At 48.7% G+C, this 15,285-nt stretch carries 13 protein-coding genes and 1 other annotated feature; of the genes, 8 read left to right on the top strand and 5 right to left on the bottom strand.

What is annotated here, in order from left to right; all coding sequences use genetic code 11:
• Positions 1 to 127 precede the first annotated feature (127 nt).
• On the top strand, positions 128 to 1,030 hold the full coding sequence (locus tag OHJ21_RS04975) for a M15 family metallopeptidase (protein WP_100536587.1): 903 nt from the start codon (positions 128 to 130) through the stop codon (positions 1,028 to 1,030).
• Positions 1,027 to 1,569, top strand: a complete 543-nt coding sequence (locus tag OHJ21_RS04980; protein ID WP_486019401.1) for a VanZ family protein — start codon at positions 1,027 to 1,029, stop codon at positions 1,567 to 1,569. The genes OHJ21_RS04975 and OHJ21_RS04980 overlap by 4 nt, the downstream gene beginning before the upstream one ends.
• Positions 1,570 to 1,723: 154 nt before the next feature.
• On the opposite strand, the gene OHJ21_RS04985 is transcribed toward OHJ21_RS04980, so the two are convergent.
• Positions 1,724 to 2,950 (bottom strand): nitrate/nitrite transporter, encoded by a 1,227-nt coding sequence (locus OHJ21_RS04985; RefSeq protein WP_486019402.1) that lies wholly within the window; start codon positions 2,948 to 2,950, stop codon positions 1,724 to 1,726.
• A gap of 442 nt (positions 2,951 to 3,392) precedes the next feature.
• Between OHJ21_RS04985 and nirB the strand changes: the two genes are divergently transcribed.
• The 3 genes from nirB (at position 3,393) to OHJ21_RS05000 (ending at position 8,565) form a co-directional block, all read left to right on the top strand.
• Positions 3,393 to 5,561, top strand: a complete 2,169-nt coding sequence (gene nirB / locus OHJ21_RS04990; protein WP_100539327.1) for a nitrite reductase large subunit NirB — start codon at positions 3,393 to 3,395, stop codon at positions 5,559 to 5,561.
• A 33-nt stretch (positions 5,562 to 5,594) separates the two neighbouring features.
• Positions 5,595 to 7,733 (top strand): assimilatory nitrate reductase catalytic subunit NasC, encoded by a 2,139-nt coding sequence (gene nasC, locus OHJ21_RS04995; protein WP_486019403.1) that lies wholly within the window; start codon positions 5,595 to 5,597, stop codon positions 7,731 to 7,733.
• Positions 7,734 to 7,809: 76 nt separating this feature from the next.
• Positions 7,810 to 8,035 (top strand) — a binding site (T-box leader).
• A gap of 47 nt (positions 8,036 to 8,082) precedes the next feature.
• Positions 8,083 to 8,565 (top strand): HIT family protein, encoded by a 483-nt coding sequence (locus OHJ21_RS05000; protein WP_100539328.1) that lies wholly within the window; start codon positions 8,083 to 8,085, stop codon positions 8,563 to 8,565.
• Between the two features lie 211 nt (positions 8,566 to 8,776).
• On the opposite strand, the gene OHJ21_RS05005 is transcribed toward OHJ21_RS05000, so the two are convergent.
• Entirely contained in the window at positions 8,777 to 9,997 is a 1,221-nt protein-coding gene (locus tag OHJ21_RS05005) for an RNA polymerase sigma factor (RefSeq protein WP_394056582.1), read from the bottom strand.
• Between the two features lie 222 nt (positions 9,998 to 10,219).
• On the opposite strand from OHJ21_RS05005, the gene OHJ21_RS05010 reads away from it, so the two are divergent.
• Positions 10,220 to 10,621, top strand: coding sequence for a hypothetical protein (locus OHJ21_RS05010; RefSeq protein WP_326112711.1), 402 nt, complete (start codon positions 10,220 to 10,222; stop codon positions 10,619 to 10,621).
• Between the two features lie 108 nt (positions 10,622 to 10,729).
• Here OHJ21_RS05010 and OHJ21_RS05015 read toward each other — a convergent pair whose 3' ends face one another.
• Positions 10,730 to 11,641: an aminoglycoside phosphotransferase family protein gene (locus OHJ21_RS05015; RefSeq protein ID WP_486019404.1), complete on the bottom strand. Its 912-nt coding sequence runs from the start codon at positions 11,639 to 11,641 to the stop codon at positions 10,730 to 10,732.
• 237 nt (positions 11,642 to 11,878) lie between these two features.
• Here OHJ21_RS05015 and OHJ21_RS05020 point away from each other — a divergent pair, with 237 nt between their 5' ends.
• Both OHJ21_RS05020 and OHJ21_RS05025 read left to right on the top strand, forming a co-directional pair.
• The gene (locus OHJ21_RS05020) at positions 11,879 to 12,193 is read left to right on the top strand and encodes a DUF1904 family protein (RefSeq protein WP_100536594.1); all 315 of its coding nucleotides are present in this window, start codon (positions 11,879 to 11,881) and stop codon (positions 12,191 to 12,193) included.
• A gap of 196 nt (positions 12,194 to 12,389) precedes the next feature.
• Positions 12,390 to 13,325 carry a phosphotransferase enzyme family protein gene (locus OHJ21_RS05025; protein WP_486019405.1) on the top strand — a complete coding sequence of 312 codons (936 nt, stop codon included), beginning with the start codon at positions 12,390 to 12,392 and terminating at the stop codon, positions 13,323 to 13,325.
• A 94-nt stretch (positions 13,326 to 13,419) separates the two neighbouring features.
• Here OHJ21_RS05025 and mraY read toward each other — a convergent pair whose 3' ends face one another.
• Positions 13,420 to 14,370 (bottom strand): phospho-N-acetylmuramoyl-pentapeptide-transferase, encoded by a 951-nt coding sequence (gene mraY / locus OHJ21_RS05030; RefSeq protein WP_486019406.1) that lies wholly within the window; start codon positions 14,368 to 14,370, stop codon positions 13,420 to 13,422.
• A 140-nt stretch (positions 14,371 to 14,510) separates the two neighbouring features.
• Positions 14,511 to 15,095: a TetR/AcrR family transcriptional regulator gene (locus OHJ21_RS05035; protein WP_486019407.1), complete on the bottom strand. Its 585-nt coding sequence runs from the start codon at positions 15,093 to 15,095 to the stop codon at positions 14,511 to 14,513.
• Positions 15,096 to 15,285 lie beyond the last annotated feature (190 nt).

Genomic DNA, 15,285 nt, shown 5'->3' on the forward strand with positions numbered 1-15,285 from the left:
AATCTTGTCAAAGGGAAAAGGGACAGGTGCGATTCACCTCTCTTAAGAAAAACTTTAACTTTTTCCTACTTTTCCTTAAACTCTATTCATTAATCTGGATAGACCAAGCTAGAGGGAGTTGTTGAAGTTGAAAAAGGGTTTAATCATGCTCGTTTTATTTCTGTTGGTCGGATGCGAGTCCATTCTGACGGAGACGCCGAACGTGAAGGATAGGGTGGACAGTAGAGATGGACAGGAAACAAAAACGGATTCCGGCATGCCATCGAATTATCCATCAGCTAAGCAGACGATCCGGGTATCGGAAGAACAAGTGACACGTGGAAATTTGGTCCTGGTCAATAAGGATCATCCGCTAGATCCGGAAGCGGTGCCGAAGGATATCGTAACATTGTTTGAGTATAACGACTTAATGTATGGATATGTGGTTCTGGACAACACGATCCGGTTATCGCGCAGTGTGGCGGAGAATTTCGGAGATATGATTGAAGCCGCCGGACAAGACGGAGTCAATCACTTTATGATCAGCAGCGGGTATCGGAATGAGAGCGAGCAAGAACAGCTATATCGTGAAAAAGGTTCCGATTACGCCTTGCCTCCAGGCTACAGCGAGCATAATCTCGGGCTCTCGATGGATATCGGATCGACGCAGCAATCGATTGACCGATCGCCTGAAGGGAAGTGGCTGAAGGAGCATGCATGGGCGCACGGCTTCATTCTTCGCTATCCCCAGGACAAAACAGAGATTACAGGCATTCAGTATGAACCGTGGCATTTTCGTTATGTTGGGCAGCCGCACAGCATGATCATGAAGGAATTGAATCTTACATTGGAGGAATATTTGGATTACCTGAAGGAACAATCCAGCTATAGAACAACCGTAGAGGGGAAGGAATACGAAATAAAGTATGTACCCGTGACGTCCAAAGATATGGAGATTGAGATACCGGCAGGAAGCGAGTATGAGATATCCGGAAACAATATCGACGGAATCATTGTGACGGTACGGCTAAACAAGGATGATGCGGAATGAAAATATCGTATAAATGGATGCTTGTATTACTATATGCGCTGTATCTCTATGTCTTACTCAAGGTGATTTTATTCAAGTTTGGTTCCGTAGATCTATCGGTTTTGTGGCAGCAGCTGCATCGAGCCACCGAGATCCCGGAATATCTACAGAATCGATTGCAATTTGCCAATTTCACGCCCTTTGAATCCATTCGAATGAATATGAAGCACCTATCAAGCGGGCATGACGTGATCAATCTCTTCGGGAATATCGCCATATTTATGCCCAATGGCATATTCGTCGGTTTTATGCTTAGGAACAAGTTCTTCGGATTCATCGGCTCCTTCACGACATCCCTGGGGTTGAGCCTGGGACTGGAATGCTCCCAGCTCGTTTTTTCAATGGGAAGTTTTGATGTGGATGATTTAATCCTGAATACAGCCGGTGGGGTGCTCGGATACGGCGTGTTTCTCATGCTAAAACTAACCTTAGCGGGAACAACTCTTCCTATTGACGAGAGAAGAAGAAGAACGGATAAGCCTTTAACTGGGAACGAATAAGTAGGGAATGGAAGTGGATTGGATAGAAGGGTATCTGAAAAATAAAGAAAGAACGCATGACCATTACCCAGTATTATACCGGGTAATGGTCGCAGCATAACATGTTCTTAACCTTCATATCGTTTGACGGGGTTATATCCTGAGCGTCTTTCATCTAGATCTTGGCTGAACCGGCCTGCGGGCCTGCTGACACGCTGCGAAGCCAGCTTCGCCGCCATTTCAGCTGCATCACGACCGTAAGCGCCAGCGAAGTCGCGGCAATGAAACTTAAGATGATGAAACCTGCGGTATATGAGCCTGTCGCATGGTACAACCGGCCAAGAATAAGCGGAAGAGCATAACCGCCCAGACCTCCGGCGGCCCCGACAATGCCGGTAACCAGGCCGATCTCGCCACCAAACCGCTGAGGGACGAGCTGAAATACCGAACCGTTTCCCGCACCCAGGCACATCATGCCGATAAACAGCAGCGTGACAACCAGCCAAAGGGGAGGCAAGAAGGAGACGCCGATTAGCATGATGGACGCCCCGGCATAGAGAAACATCAGCATCCGCGAGCCTCCGATTCGATCAGCCAGAAAGCCGCCCACAGGGCGGAAGAAGCTCCCAGCTATGACGCAGATTGTGGTAATGTCCGCCGCCTGAACCGCTGAGAGACCATACTGGGTGTTGAAGAAGATCGTCAAATAGTTGGCAAGTCCCACAAAGCCGCCGAACGTTACGCAGTACAGGGCACAGAATACCCAGGCATCACGCTGCTTAAGGACATTTCCATATTCGGATAATTTTTTGGGAGCCGGACGATTCGGACTATTGCGCGCAAACAGCGAGAAATAGATGAAGACCAACACAATGGGGATAATGGCGAGTCCGAACACCATCTCCCAGCTTCCGAAATGTTGGGCGAGCCGATTGGCAAAGAGGGTTGCGAGAACGGTGCCGCTGTTACCGGCCCCGGCAATTCCCATCGCCAAACCTTGATGTTCCTTGGGATACCACTGTCCTGCCAGCGGCAGAGCTGCGGCGAACGAAGCTCCAGCAACCCCTAGCAGAACAGCAACGACATACAATTGATCCAGGGAATCGACCCACAGCCAGCCTAATAATAAAGGGAGGAGCGTAACGACCATTCCAATTTGGGCTGTTAGTTTGGGGCCGAGGCGATCCGCCAGGAAACCTAATACGAGTCGGAGTATGGAGCCGCCCAGAACGGGAAGCGCCACCAGATTTGCCTTCTGCACCGGGTCCATCGGATAATCCGCGGCAATGACCACCGCAAGGGGTCCAAGCATGCCCCATATCATAAAGCTGATATCAAAATACAGAAAAGCACCGAACAGCGAGGGCTTATGCCCGCTTTGCCAAAATCCTTTTCTCTCCATGGTTATCGCTCCTTATCCAAATGTGTACTTTCTCTAATCGTTGTCGACGCACAGCTGCAGGCATAAAAAGGCCGCAATTCGCCCTTTGCCAAGACGATTTGCGGCCTCATTGCCCAAGACTAAAGACACAGCATTGTGTCCCCGTCCGTAAAATAACATATGATTTTGATGATTCACATTATAGAGAAGAGGTTAAATGAATGTCAATATACTTTACATAATTTATCTGAAAATTTATTTATCCAGCAATAGAATTAATTTAGTGTTATATATATTGACATTTAATTGTTCATCAACTAATCTGAATGTATTATAAGTATTGAAATCCGGCACAATGATGTGCCGAATTCGAGGCAATGACGCCCTTTCCCTGATCACGGGGGAAGGGCGTTTGTCATTTTCTCACATGAAAATGACATGGCGGGAATGGAGGGAATTCATGATGAGAAAGAAACTACTTGTCGTTGGCAATGGGATGGCGGGGATAAGATGTGTAGAGGAAATCCTCAAGCTGGACCCGGAGCTCTTCGATATTACGATATTCGGTGCGGAACCTCGTCCCAACTACAATCGGATCCTGTTATCCAAAGTTCTTCAAGGTGAACATTCTCTTCAGGATATCATTCTGAACGACTGGTCCTGGTATGAGGTGCATGGCATTCGATTGTTGGCGGGGGAGACCGTTCGTCATATCGATATCAAATCCCGCTCTGTTGAGACAGCCTCCGGTATACGGGAAACGTATGATGCTTTAATTCTAGCAACAGGCTCATCCCCCTTCATTCCGCCGATCCCCGGAACGGATAAGGAAGGAGTTATTTCGTTTCGGACCGTGGACGACTGTATGCAAATGGCCGACATGTCCAAGATGTACGCTAAGGCGGCTGTCATTGGCGGAGGATTACTGGGATTGGAGGCTGCCCGCGGGCTTCTCCATCTCGGGATGGAAACCCAAGTGGTTCATAATGCTCCTTACATCATGAACCGACAGCTGGATCGAACGGCTTCGATGATGCTGCAGCGGGAACTTGAAGCTCAGGGGATGCGATTTAACTTATCAAAGGACACCACGCGAATTGTTGGCCGTACCCGGGCTCAAGGCCTTCGGTTTATGGACGGGTCGCGGCTTGATGCGGATGTAGTCGTACTCGCTGTAGGGATCAAGCCTAATGTGGAGCTTGCCCAAAGAAGCGGCCTTCGAACGCAGCGGGCGATTCTGGTGGATGACTTCATGAGAACAAGCGAGCCGAACATTTATGCCGTGGGAGAGTGCGCGGAACACCGGGGCATTAGTTATGGTCTGGTCGCTCCCCTGTATGAGCAGGGGAAGGTGCTTGCCCGTGTCATCTGCGGCCGGGAGGCTGAACCTTATTGCGGGTCGATTCCCTACTCCCAGCTTAAAGTATCGGGCGTGGATGTATTTTCCGCCGGGTTGGTATCAGGAGAAGATGCTGAAACGGCTATTCAGCATTACGATGCCGTATGCGGCACATATAAAAAAGTGACCATGCGCAAAGGCAGGGTAACGGGTGCTATTCTGTTCGGAAATACGAATGAGGGGTCCTCGCTGCTGGCATTGGTGCAGCAGGGTGCGGCTGTGTCGGAGCTTATACCTTCTGAAAGCAGAGCCGCCAGCACAGCCGAATCTGCTGCGGAGGCGCTGCCTGACGATGAAACGGTGTGTGCTTGCAATGGTGTCAGCAAAGCGGCGATCATGCGGGCTATTACCGAACATCATCTGGAAAGCTCGGATGAAGTGAAGGCGTTTACCAGGGCATCCGGTTCCTGCGGTGGCTGCCGGCCTATGGTGGATGCCCTTGTCAAATATACGCGAAGCGGCAAAAAGAAAGAGGGCACACATACGGCAGTCAGAACGCAAGTTGAGGTTCCTGTATGTGAATGCACGGTGCTTGGTCAATCTTCACTGAAGCAAGCGGTTGTTCATGCCGTGGATCAAGGCTGTTATTCCATTTCGGAATTCATGTTACATCAGGGCTGGAAGAAGCGGGACGGATGTGAGGTGTGCCGTCCAGCCTTAAGCTTTTATTTTGAAATGGAAATGACGGGTGTAGTTAACGATGATGAACGGGCGCTGGCAATTAAAGCCCTTGACGATGTTTCTTTTGGGGGCTCAGGTTCTTATCAAGGGGTCAGGGTATGGGTTGGAGACACAGAAGGCTCTAACCCGGAGGCGGCAGGCATTCTTCGAATCGGAGAATGGCTTCGCAGTGCCTGGCGAGAAGTGTCTCTGCCTTCCCCGGTTCGTGCAGGAGTGTCTGATGGCACGGCATCGTCCGTCAGCATCCTGGTCCAGGGGATCGGAATCTCTGCTTCCCCCGCGGGCTGGGAGGTTTATCTCGGCGGACATGCGGAGCATCCTGTCCGTGAAGGGCAGCTGATCGGTGTTGCGGAACGCGAGGACGATGTCGTTCAGCTCGTAGCTGCTTGTTTGCAGTGGTACCGTCAGAACAGCATGTATGAGGAACCGCTGTGGAGGTGGGTGGAACGTACAGGCGTGACGGCGATCCGGGAGAATGTTCTTGACGATGATCTGCGAAGAGAACTTGCAGAGAAGCTGTCTCGCCATGTATGGGAGGCCCAAGTCGGTTAAAACAGGTGAATAATAGGAAGAGGTGGTCTGGATATGCTTCAATCGGATCGTACTGAAGCAACTGCTGAAGCGACAAGAACTGCTCCCGTAATCGAGACGCAATGTCCTTTCTGCAGTGTACAGTGCAAGATGACGGTTACCGAAGGTGAGAACGGCATTCCGGGTCAGCGCCGGGCTGAATATAAGGTGGAAGGAGTTCCGAACGCCGCTTCGGAGGGCAGGGTATGCGTCAAAGGCATGCATGCGCATCAGCATGCAGTCCATTCGCAGCGCCTGACGCATCCATTAATCCGTTCAAAAGGTGAGCTCGTTCCATGTTCATGGGATGAAGCCTTTGCCGTGGCCAGTCAACATATGCAGGGGATATTAGAGCAGTATGGACCTGATGCCAATGCCGTATACGGCGGTGGATCGCTGACCAATGAAACGGCATATTTGCTCGGGAAATTTGCCAGGGTGGCGCTGGGTACCCGCCATATCGATTATAACGGCCGCTTCTGTATGTCTGCCGCAGCCTCTGCCGGGAGCAAAACCTTCGGGATCGACCGGGGGTTGACGTTCCGATTGGCTGATATTCCTAAGGCCCGCTGCATCGTGCTGGCCGGCACCAACATAGCGGAATGCCAGCCTACGCTGCTGCCTTACTTCAACCAGGCTAAGGAGAATGGGGCGAGGATCATTGTCATCGATCCGCGGAAAACAGCCACCGCCACAATGGCCGATATGCATTTGCCGATCAGACCGGGAACGGATACCGTACTGGCGGATGCGATGCTTAAGATCATTATGGATGAAGGGCTCATCGATGAGACCTTCATTCAAGCAAGAACGAACGGTTACGATGAGCTTAGAGTTTATTTGAACAGCTTCGATCTCTCGGAGGCTGCAGGTATATGCGGATTGGAGCCGGGGCATATCCGGGAGGCGGCTTTAGCTTATGGTGAGTCGGATACAGGCATGGTGCTGACTGCGCGAGGGGTGGAGCAGCAGACGGATGGCCATCTGGCGGTTCGTCATTTTCTGAACCTGGTCTTGGCTACGGGGAAAATCGGGAGAGAAGGCTGCGGATACGGAGCCATCACCGGTCAGGGGAATGGACAAGGGGGAAGAGAGCATGGACAGAAGGCCGATCAGCTGCCGGGTTACAGGTCGATCGAGAATGAAAAGGATCGGGCTTATATTGCCTCCGTGTGGGGTGTGGATCCTTCAAGCCTGCCCGGGAAAGGCGTCTCGGCCTATGAGATGATGGAGCTGATTCATCAGGGAGTGATTAAATCGCTCTTTGTAATGGGCTCCAATCCTATCGTGTCGAATCCGAATGCCGGGCTTGTGGAGGAAGGCTTGAAGAAGCTTGATTTTCTAATAGTTGCCGACATGTTTATGTCCGAAACGGCTCATTTAGCTGATCTCGTTCTGCCGGTCACCTCCTACATGGAGAATGAAGGAACACTGACGAATCTGGAGGGACGGGTTCTTCTGCGAGAGGCAGGGCGCAAGGCGCCTGGTGAGGCGCGTCATGACTGGATGATTCTGTGCTCCATGGCAGACATGCTGGGGAAGGGGCATTATTTTCACTTTAACGAGCCTGAGGAGATCTTCAATGAACTGCGGCTTGCGAGCAAGGGTGGAATTGCGGACTACTACGGTATTACCTATGACCGATTGCGCCAGGAGAAGGGCGTATATTGGCCGTGCCCCTCACCAGAAGAGGCAGGGGTTGGTCTCCTGTTCCAACAATCGTTCGCCCATCCGGACGGGAAGGCCGTGTTCTCTGTAACGGAAGGGGATCCATGGAAAGGGGTATCTGAGACATATCCGCTCATTCTGACCAATGGTCGTGTTCTGTCCCACTATCTGACCGGCGTGCAGACCAGGAGGAGTCCTTCTTTGCTTGCACGCGAGCTGGAAAATTTCGTGGAGATCCATCCGATTACCGCTCAGCGTCACCGAATTCAGGACGGTGAGTGGGTAGAAATTCAGTCGGAGCATGGATGTTTTACCGTTCGAAGCAGAATCAAAGACCATATCCGAGAAGACACCTTGTTCGTCCCCATGCATTGGGGCGGCGTGCAGAATGTCAATTACGCGACCCGGCCGGAACTCGATCCGTTCTGTAAAATGCCCGGGTTCAAGACATCCGCTGTCCGGATAAGGCCTTTGAGGCAGGAGTAATGTCGAACTCTTAAGCTAACTCTTCATTGACAGGATGAATATGGAAATTTATAATAATAACAATTTTAATCATAAGGTAAACACGATAACTGGGAGTAGTAGGAGACGATCATGGTTCAGAGAGCTGCAGCGATGGTGAAATGCAGTCCATGAAAAATCCGAAGCTCGCCCATGAGTGGTGGGACAGAAAGCGAAGTATGTTCCGACGGTTGGCCTCCGTGATCTGGCCGTAAAAGCGGATCCGATGCATACCGGATCAAGTAGAGTGGTACCGCGAGGGCGTTAAGCCTGTCGTCTCTTCATGGAGATGGCAGGCTTTTTATATTTTATCGAAGGGAAGGGCTTTGTTATGGTTAACCCGTTTGAACAAGAGAGAGACTGTTTTATCTGTCGAAAGCATCGAGGAGAGATCGAAATTTCCGGTGGAGCGATTTATGAGGATGAGCTGCTCTACGTAGGCCATATTTCATCGGATTCTGGAGAGGCGTATCTCGGATATTTAATCGTGGATTTGAAGCGTCATGTACCCGGTTTGGCAGAGCTGCAAGACGATGAGTCGGCTGCCGTTGGACGGATGCTTACGCGGGTGAGCCGAGCATTAAAAGCCTGTGTAGGCGCAGAACATATTTACTCATTTGTATTAGGGGACCATGTTCCGCACCTGCATATTCATCTGATCCCCCGTTATCCGAATACGCCTTCGTCCTTCTGGGGATTCAAAATTAGCGGATGGCCTGATGCCCCTCGTGGTGATGCATCTCAGATCGAAGAGGTGTGTTCACGAATCAGGAAGTTTATGAGGGGAGATGAGGCTGCTGATAAAGCCCCGTAGATTCATGTGGTGGAAGCTCTAATATATACCTGGATTATGGGGAAGCGATGCCATCCGAACTCCAGGCTCACTTTACATAGCCCGCGAAGCAGTAAAAGCCGGAATCCTCAGCGATGGGAGGGAACGATTCGTACACGGTGCGTTTCTTCACAGAAAAAAGAGGGCATCCCGCCAGATCCTAAGATCTTTTGGGACGCTCTCTTCTTTTGACCTAAACAAGCTGATCTTGGAGGGCTTTCGCCCACTGTTCATGAAGCTTTTCTTCGGAAAGCTGGAAAATGTCATGATAACCATCCGGATTGCGGATGAGTTGATTTAATGGGCCTAACCCGTATTTTTTAATGATGAACTCAACGATCAGATAGGAGAACTGAAATCCCGTTTTGCCAAAATCCCAGGAATCATCATTGAGATCCTCGAAACTTGGAACTGCCCGATTGCTGATGGCCTCCGAAGTGGTGCTTCGAATGAAATCTTCGGACATTTGCTGCGCTTCGTACCCGCCGATGCCCTGACGGATCCATTTGGGGGCGAGGGGGTTGATGTCGCTGATCAACCACATGGTATACAAGTGCAGGGTGGACCGGAGGATCGATTGATACGTATGCTCGGGCCCCGGGTTTAAGGGTGAGACGATTTTTAACGTGTTGTTATCGAACGTGCCCATGAACCAATCCGGTGCATCCGATTCTCCAACGGCTTGATGGAATGTTGGCAGATCGGGATAGATTTCTATTACGATTTTACGTGAAGGCTGATGATTATATTTCGCTGCAATCTGTTCTACATTGTTCTTAAGTTCTTCAAACAGGTCCTGATGCACTTTGCTCTGACGATGACTAACTTCACTTTTGCTTTCAAAGGATATCAAATCCAGAATTGACATAATCGTGATGTCACCCCATTCTTTTAATTCTTTCTTTAGCTTCTCCAAGGACCGGTACAATCGATTTTTCACCGCACTCTCGCGCATGCCCACGATCCTGGATATTTCCGACAGCGTACAATCCACGAAAAATCGTAAGGATACAATCTGTTGATCAAGCTCATTCAGCTGCTTGAGTGCCGTGCTAATATCGATTCGAATATCAACATATCTGGCAAAATCAAGGGAGATGGACTGTGATTCATAACTTGTAAAGTCATAAGGCATCTCATGTTTACGTGATATACTTCGATATTCGTTTTTAACCGTGTTCTGGGCGATCTTGAAGATCCAGGTGAACAGACTGGAATTCCCGTTAAACTTATCGAGGTTCTCCATTGCCCTTAAGAACACTTGTTGTGTTAAGTCATCTGCAGCCATCGGATTCACTTTCAGTGCGAGATAATGGCGAATCCTCAGGCGGTATTCATCATACACCTCTTCAAATGTACGATGGGTTCCCTGGTTATCCGGATAAACAGGGAGATTGTCATGAGCTCTTGACATGAATAAGAACCTCCTCTTGACCTTACAGTTTATTAGACACCGGAGGGATGTAAAAAGCCACATTCGACGGAAATAATTTCTCCTCATTTTTCATATGCTGACTGGGCTTGAAATCTAGGTTATTGACGCATTTATATCAATCATCCTATAAAGGCACAAGAATGAAAGACGGCTCTGCATATGATGTCTACATGATGAATAGGGAAGCGAGGTGATCCTAATATGTCTTCGAAACGCGCAAGGAAATCCAGAACCGCTTCAAAATCGAGACCTCCGCAGCATTGGGTAGGTCAACCGGTCGTGGTTGTTCTGAAGGACGGCAGCTACTATATCGGAGAACTGAATCAGATTCAAGGCCGGGAAGTGACGCTATCCGGACTTCGTGCTAACCAAAAAATGCCGGCTTCGATTGCTCGGAGCGGGGATAAAGCGCAGATTTCCGGATTTTTAAGCGATTTGTTTGGAGGTCCTCCAAGCACTCCGGCAGCCGAAGGGGCTGAGGAAGGAGAGGGAGTTGCGGCTGTAGGCGGTTTGGGCTTTTTGGGACAAATCGTGCCTCACATTAAACTGGGCATGAATGTGATAAAAACCATTATGCCATTGATGGGAATGTTAAAAATATAACGTTGCTGCAACGTCTGGCAAATCACGAAACGAAGAAAAAGAAGCTTGAAGGCTTTTCAAGCTTCTTTTTTTTATATGAGATATGCTTCCGCCATAACGATCGAATCATTACATGGCGATGGCACGCTGAATAATCGATTTGGCTTCCAGTGCAATGGCTTCATCTTTATCGTCGATGGCCTGCATGAATATTAACATGGGGATATATACGGCGATCATCCGTGCCAGAATCTTAGTTTCGTCGTCCACTTCGCCATAGATGTCATAGAAATCCTCCCTGGAGGCCGGTGGCAGGAAGCTGTAAACGATACTCAGGTCACAGGCTGGATGGCCGATGTTGACGTCACCCCAATCAATAATGCCCGAAAGCTTGCCGGCATCGTCGACCAACATGTTTTTAAAATGGAGATCGCCGTGGATAAGAACGTGTCGATGCCTGGCCCGATCTAACTGGATGCTCCGCAAATAGTCTGCGATCTCATTTAATTCATCTTGCGTAATATATAGGGTAAGACTGGAGAGGAGATTCAGCATTTTGTCTTTGCGGCCGGCGATATCGGTCAGATTACGCTGGTCAGACAATACTCCCGCCTGCTGCGCTAACTCCACGGGAAAAGCATGCAGATTCTTCAGGAAGCGGGCGAGCGTTGACGCCGAAAGCATCCGCATTTCATCTGAAATTCCAATCGGAAATTTTCCGGGAAGATAGGTATACCCCAGAAAAGGTGCAGGATAGTCTTCGCTTTCTTTTCCGAAGAAAAGGGGTTTCGCGTAAGGTAACGTTATGTAGTTCGCAAGCTTGGGGAGGATTTTTGCTTCGGTTTTTAACAAAGATATGGCAATACCTCTTCGGGGAAAACGAAATACATACGCATCGCCAACGCGATAAACGGTGTTGTCCCATCCGTTGCCAATTTCCTGGATCGGGAGAGCGGACAACTGGGGAAATTGACGGGTAAGCAGTAGACGCACTAACGGCTCGGTTACTTCCCATTCGGCATCCCATAGATTTCGTCCCATGGTGACCTTCACCTCCATAATGAATTTCTCGTAAGATGTATCGGATGTTATCAAGTCTAACGGAAGCGCTCCGTACAGGCAATCGAAGAGATAACTATAGTTGAAAATGACCAGCGAAAGTGTGTATCTGAATCATAGTGATTCCTTTCACAATAACAATATTGTATAGTAGAAGAGAGATAAAAGTCACTTGAGGACATCTATAAGACAATAATTCGACGAAATGAAGGGATCAGAGTGCCATATTTACGCTTTAAAGGATTTACCGAAGTTTTTCTTGAAGAAATCACACCACAGGTCGTTGCCGAATTCGCGGGGATTGTTCAAATACCGCAGGAAATTGTGAAGATCGAACTGCTTCCTTATCAGATCATAACCAATACGCCGTTATCCGTGGAAATCCTCATGTTCCAGAGATCTCAGGAGATTCATGATGCTGTTGCAGCCCGCATTCACGACATCTTGTCGGAACACGGGTACCGGAACGTACATATTTTCTTCGTGATTCTTCAGCGGAGTCTTTATTATAAAGAAGGCAGGCCGTTAGAATAAAATAAGACATTGCAGGCGAGACAGGGATGCAGGAGATGCATCCTTGTTTTTTTATATGAGGTAAAACAGGCTCAATGTTTCTTAGCTGATATGAGCATCTTGTCATGAATGATGGACTTTATAACTTATCTGCACGATCGTTATGATAAAGTGAAAGGGAGCACCAAGATTTATAAGAAGGTTGATAGGAGGACCCATGGATCAATTACAAGGCATATTGAAGGAATATTACGGATTGGATCATACCGTCGTTGTACCACAGAAGGGTGGTTGGGCAGCGCTCGCTTATAAAGTGCAGATGGATGGACAGGCCTATTTCCTGAAGGTTTATGAGAAGAGCCGGGCTTCCACGCCCAAATGGACTGCGCTCATTGATGATTACGTTCCTGTCCTGTTGTGGCTTGAGGAGCATAGTCGTTTAAAGGGTAAGATTCCTATGCCTATTCTTACGACTGACGGCCGCTATCAATGCGAGGATGACGAAGGGATTTATCTGTTATATGAATACATCGCCGGGGATACAATCGCCGATACCGAGCTGACCAAGGATCAAGTGAGGCAACTGGCAGAGATGATCGGAGAGCTCCACCGCTATGGAGAGGATTTTCCGCTGGTGACAGGTGCCATGACGGAAAACTACACGGTGCCGTTTCTTGAACAGCTAAGGAGCACCCTGGACGGGGAGTTGCCGTATGACCTCGGGAAAGTGCTGCTTCATCATATCGATAGCTTGAAGAAATTAATGCTTAAAATTGAAGAGCTGTCCGAAGCGCTGAAGAATCGTGATCTGCGAATGGCGTTATGCCATACCGACGTACATGGATGGAATCTGATGTTTACGGGGCAGCACCTGAAACTGATTGATTGGGAGGGACTGAAGCTGGCACCGGTCGAAGCCGATATGATGTCGTTTGCCGACGAGCCCTACTTTGCTGAATTCATGAGGGTATATAAAGAAATGCATGGTCAGTATGAGGTAAACGTTGAGGCGCTTGCATTTTATCAAGGGAGACGCAAGCTGGAGGATGTCTGGGAATTCATGGAGCAGCTCCTCTACGATACTCAGGCGGACGCGGATCGAAAAGCGACCCTTAACTATTTAAAAAAAGAGCTGGAAGGGATTACGCCGTAAGTCCAAAGCCTGGGTCTCAACATGTAAAAAAGCCAACCAGTAGAGTTCCGGACATCTACCAGGAGGCTTTTCCTTGCTTGTTTATCCCAATGGTTCACATCACGTATTTGGCAAGTAACCAACAGAGCAGAGCCATAAACCAGGAGACAAAACCGAAAATCATCACGATTTTGTTCTCGCTCCAGCCGTACTTGAGACTGAAGTGGAAATGGATCGGTGCCATTCGGAACAGACGCAGCTTGGTGCGTTTGTAGTACCATACCTGCAGTATGACCGAGAGCTGCTCGGCCAAATAGATGATGAACAGCAGCGGAATCAGGATTTCGACCTTCTCAATCACCGCTAAGAAAGAAAGGGAGCCGCCAATGGCGAGAGATCCCGTATCACCCATGAAAGCCCGGGCTGGATGAATATTGTAGAGCAGCAAGCCGAGCAGGCAGCCGACCATGACCAGCGAGAACATTTGCACTTCCGGTTTGTCGGAGATTAAAAAGAAGAAAAAATAGGTAGGTATAGCTACATTGATTAACAGTCCGTCCAAACCGTCGGTAAAGTTAATGGCATTCGCCGAACCCACAATGAACAGCAGCATGATGATGACGTACACACTAACCGGCAAATGGAGCTGGAAGTCGTTGAAGAGTCGGATCTCACTTGTCAGTGAAAAGGAATGGAACAGTACATACAGCAACGCGCCGGTAAACAGGAACTGAAATACAAGCTTCATCCGACCGGAGATTCCGGACGGGTCCTGCCACGCAGCTTTTTTGAAGTCATCCATAAACCCGATCGAGCTGAACAAGAGGAAGGTCGCGCATAAAAAAACGGTAAGCGGCGTAGGTTGAAATTGCAGTGAAATGGCAACGCCAATCAGCAATATAAGACCTGCCATTAACGGCGTCCCGCGTTTGGCCTGATGATCGGGAGGCAGCTCGGTCCGGATCGGCTGCGTAAGCTTTAACGTGCGCAAGCCCCAGATAAGCAGCGGCGTGAACAGTGTCACCAGCAAGAAGGATAGTCCGGATACACCCAGAATTCCATTCATCTCATACACATCTCTTTCTATCGATTTCGTGTTAGTACATTGTATTTCGATGAAATGGACAAATATTCCTTCTAGGTAGAAGTTGACAAAAGAGTAACGTATCCTATTCTCGACGGAGAGACGTTACTCTTATTAATATTCTAGAATTGATAGGGGCCGCTAATGGATAATCGTAATACCATAGCCGTCATTTCCTGTGGAGTGTAGGGATATCCATTCAATATCCACCACAAGATGGTTTCGTGAAACGCACCCGTCATAAAGTTGATGACCACTTCGGACGGGACGATGATCTCGGTGCCTGTCTCGATGGCAGCTTCAAGCCCGACCTTTACAAAATGGTATAGCGTGGCTTTGAAATAACGCGTAAATGGGGTGTCCGGATGGATTAAGATGAAGGCTTCGTAAAACTGCCGATTCTCCAGCACATGGTTGAATAAAGCTACCATATTGGAAGGCAGTTCATCGTAATCAACCTCTTGAAGGGATATTTTTTTCTCGATCACGATGCGGCGTTCCAAATCTTCCATTGTCTCCTTGGACATAACCTCCATTAACTCGGCTACACTGCTAAAATGCTTGTAAAAGGTAGGGCGTGTCACTTGTGCCTCGGTACATAGATCCGTAATGGATATGGGATCGGTTCGGGAAGCCATCATGTGTAGGAGAGCGTTTTTTATTTTTTGCAGGGTTCTGATTTCTCTCGGATCTAACTCCGGTTTCATGACGATAGTTCCACTCCTTCGCAGTTCCACAATAAGTATCTCTCTAATATACAAAACATCATTATGTACTGAATCCGGGCAGTAGCTGCAACTGTTGTTGCTGGATTCATAACGATTTAATTAACCTTATTTTTCAGTCTTTTGAGTAGTTTACGGCTCAGCCGGTACATTGACCCTGTATAGATTGAAT

The organism is Virgibacillus sp. LDC1 (assembly GCF_025792345.1).
Classification (GTDB): domain Bacteria; phylum Bacillota; class Bacilli; order Paenibacillales; family Paenibacillaceae; genus Paenibacillus_AQ; species Paenibacillus_AQ lautus.

What these genes read in the sequence shown, in the direction of transcription:
- OHJ21_RS05015 (WP_486019404.1), bottom strand. Translation starts at nt 11,641, where the DNA reads ATGGGACGAAATCTATGGGATGCCGAATGGGAAGTAACCGAGCCGTTA.
- OHJ21_RS05010 (WP_326112711.1), top strand. Translation starts at nt 10,220, where the DNA reads ATGTCTTCGAAACGCGCAAGGAAATCCAGAACCGCTTCAAAATCGAGA.
- OHJ21_RS05005 (WP_394056582.1), bottom strand. Translation starts at nt 9,997, where the DNA reads ATGTCAAGAGCTCATGACAATCTCCCTGTTTATCCGGATAACCAGGGA.
- mraY (WP_486019406.1), bottom strand. Translation starts at nt 14,370, where the DNA reads ATGAATGGAATTCTGGGTGTATCCGGACTATCCTTCTTGCTGGTGACA.
- OHJ21_RS05025 (WP_486019405.1), top strand. Translation starts at nt 12,390, where the DNA reads ATGGATCAATTACAAGGCATATTGAAGGAATATTACGGATTGGATCAT.
- OHJ21_RS05000 (WP_100539328.1), top strand. Translation starts at nt 8,083, where the DNA reads ATGGTTAACCCGTTTGAACAAGAGAGAGACTGTTTTATCTGTCGAAAG.
- nirB (WP_100539327.1), top strand. Translation starts at nt 3,393, where the DNA reads ATGAGAAAGAAACTACTTGTCGTTGGCAATGGGATGGCGGGGATAAGA.
- nasC (WP_486019403.1), top strand. Translation starts at nt 5,595, where the DNA reads ATGCTTCAATCGGATCGTACTGAAGCAACTGCTGAAGCGACAAGAACT.
- OHJ21_RS05035 (WP_486019407.1), bottom strand. Translation starts at nt 15,095, where the DNA reads ATGAAACCGGAGTTAGATCCGAGAGAAATCAGAACCCTGCAAAAAATA.
- OHJ21_RS04985 (WP_486019402.1), bottom strand. Translation starts at nt 2,950, where the DNA reads ATGGAGAGAAAAGGATTTTGGCAAAGCGGGCATAAGCCCTCGCTGTTC.
- OHJ21_RS04980 (WP_486019401.1), top strand. Translation starts at nt 1,027, where the DNA reads ATGAAAATATCGTATAAATGGATGCTTGTATTACTATATGCGCTGTAT.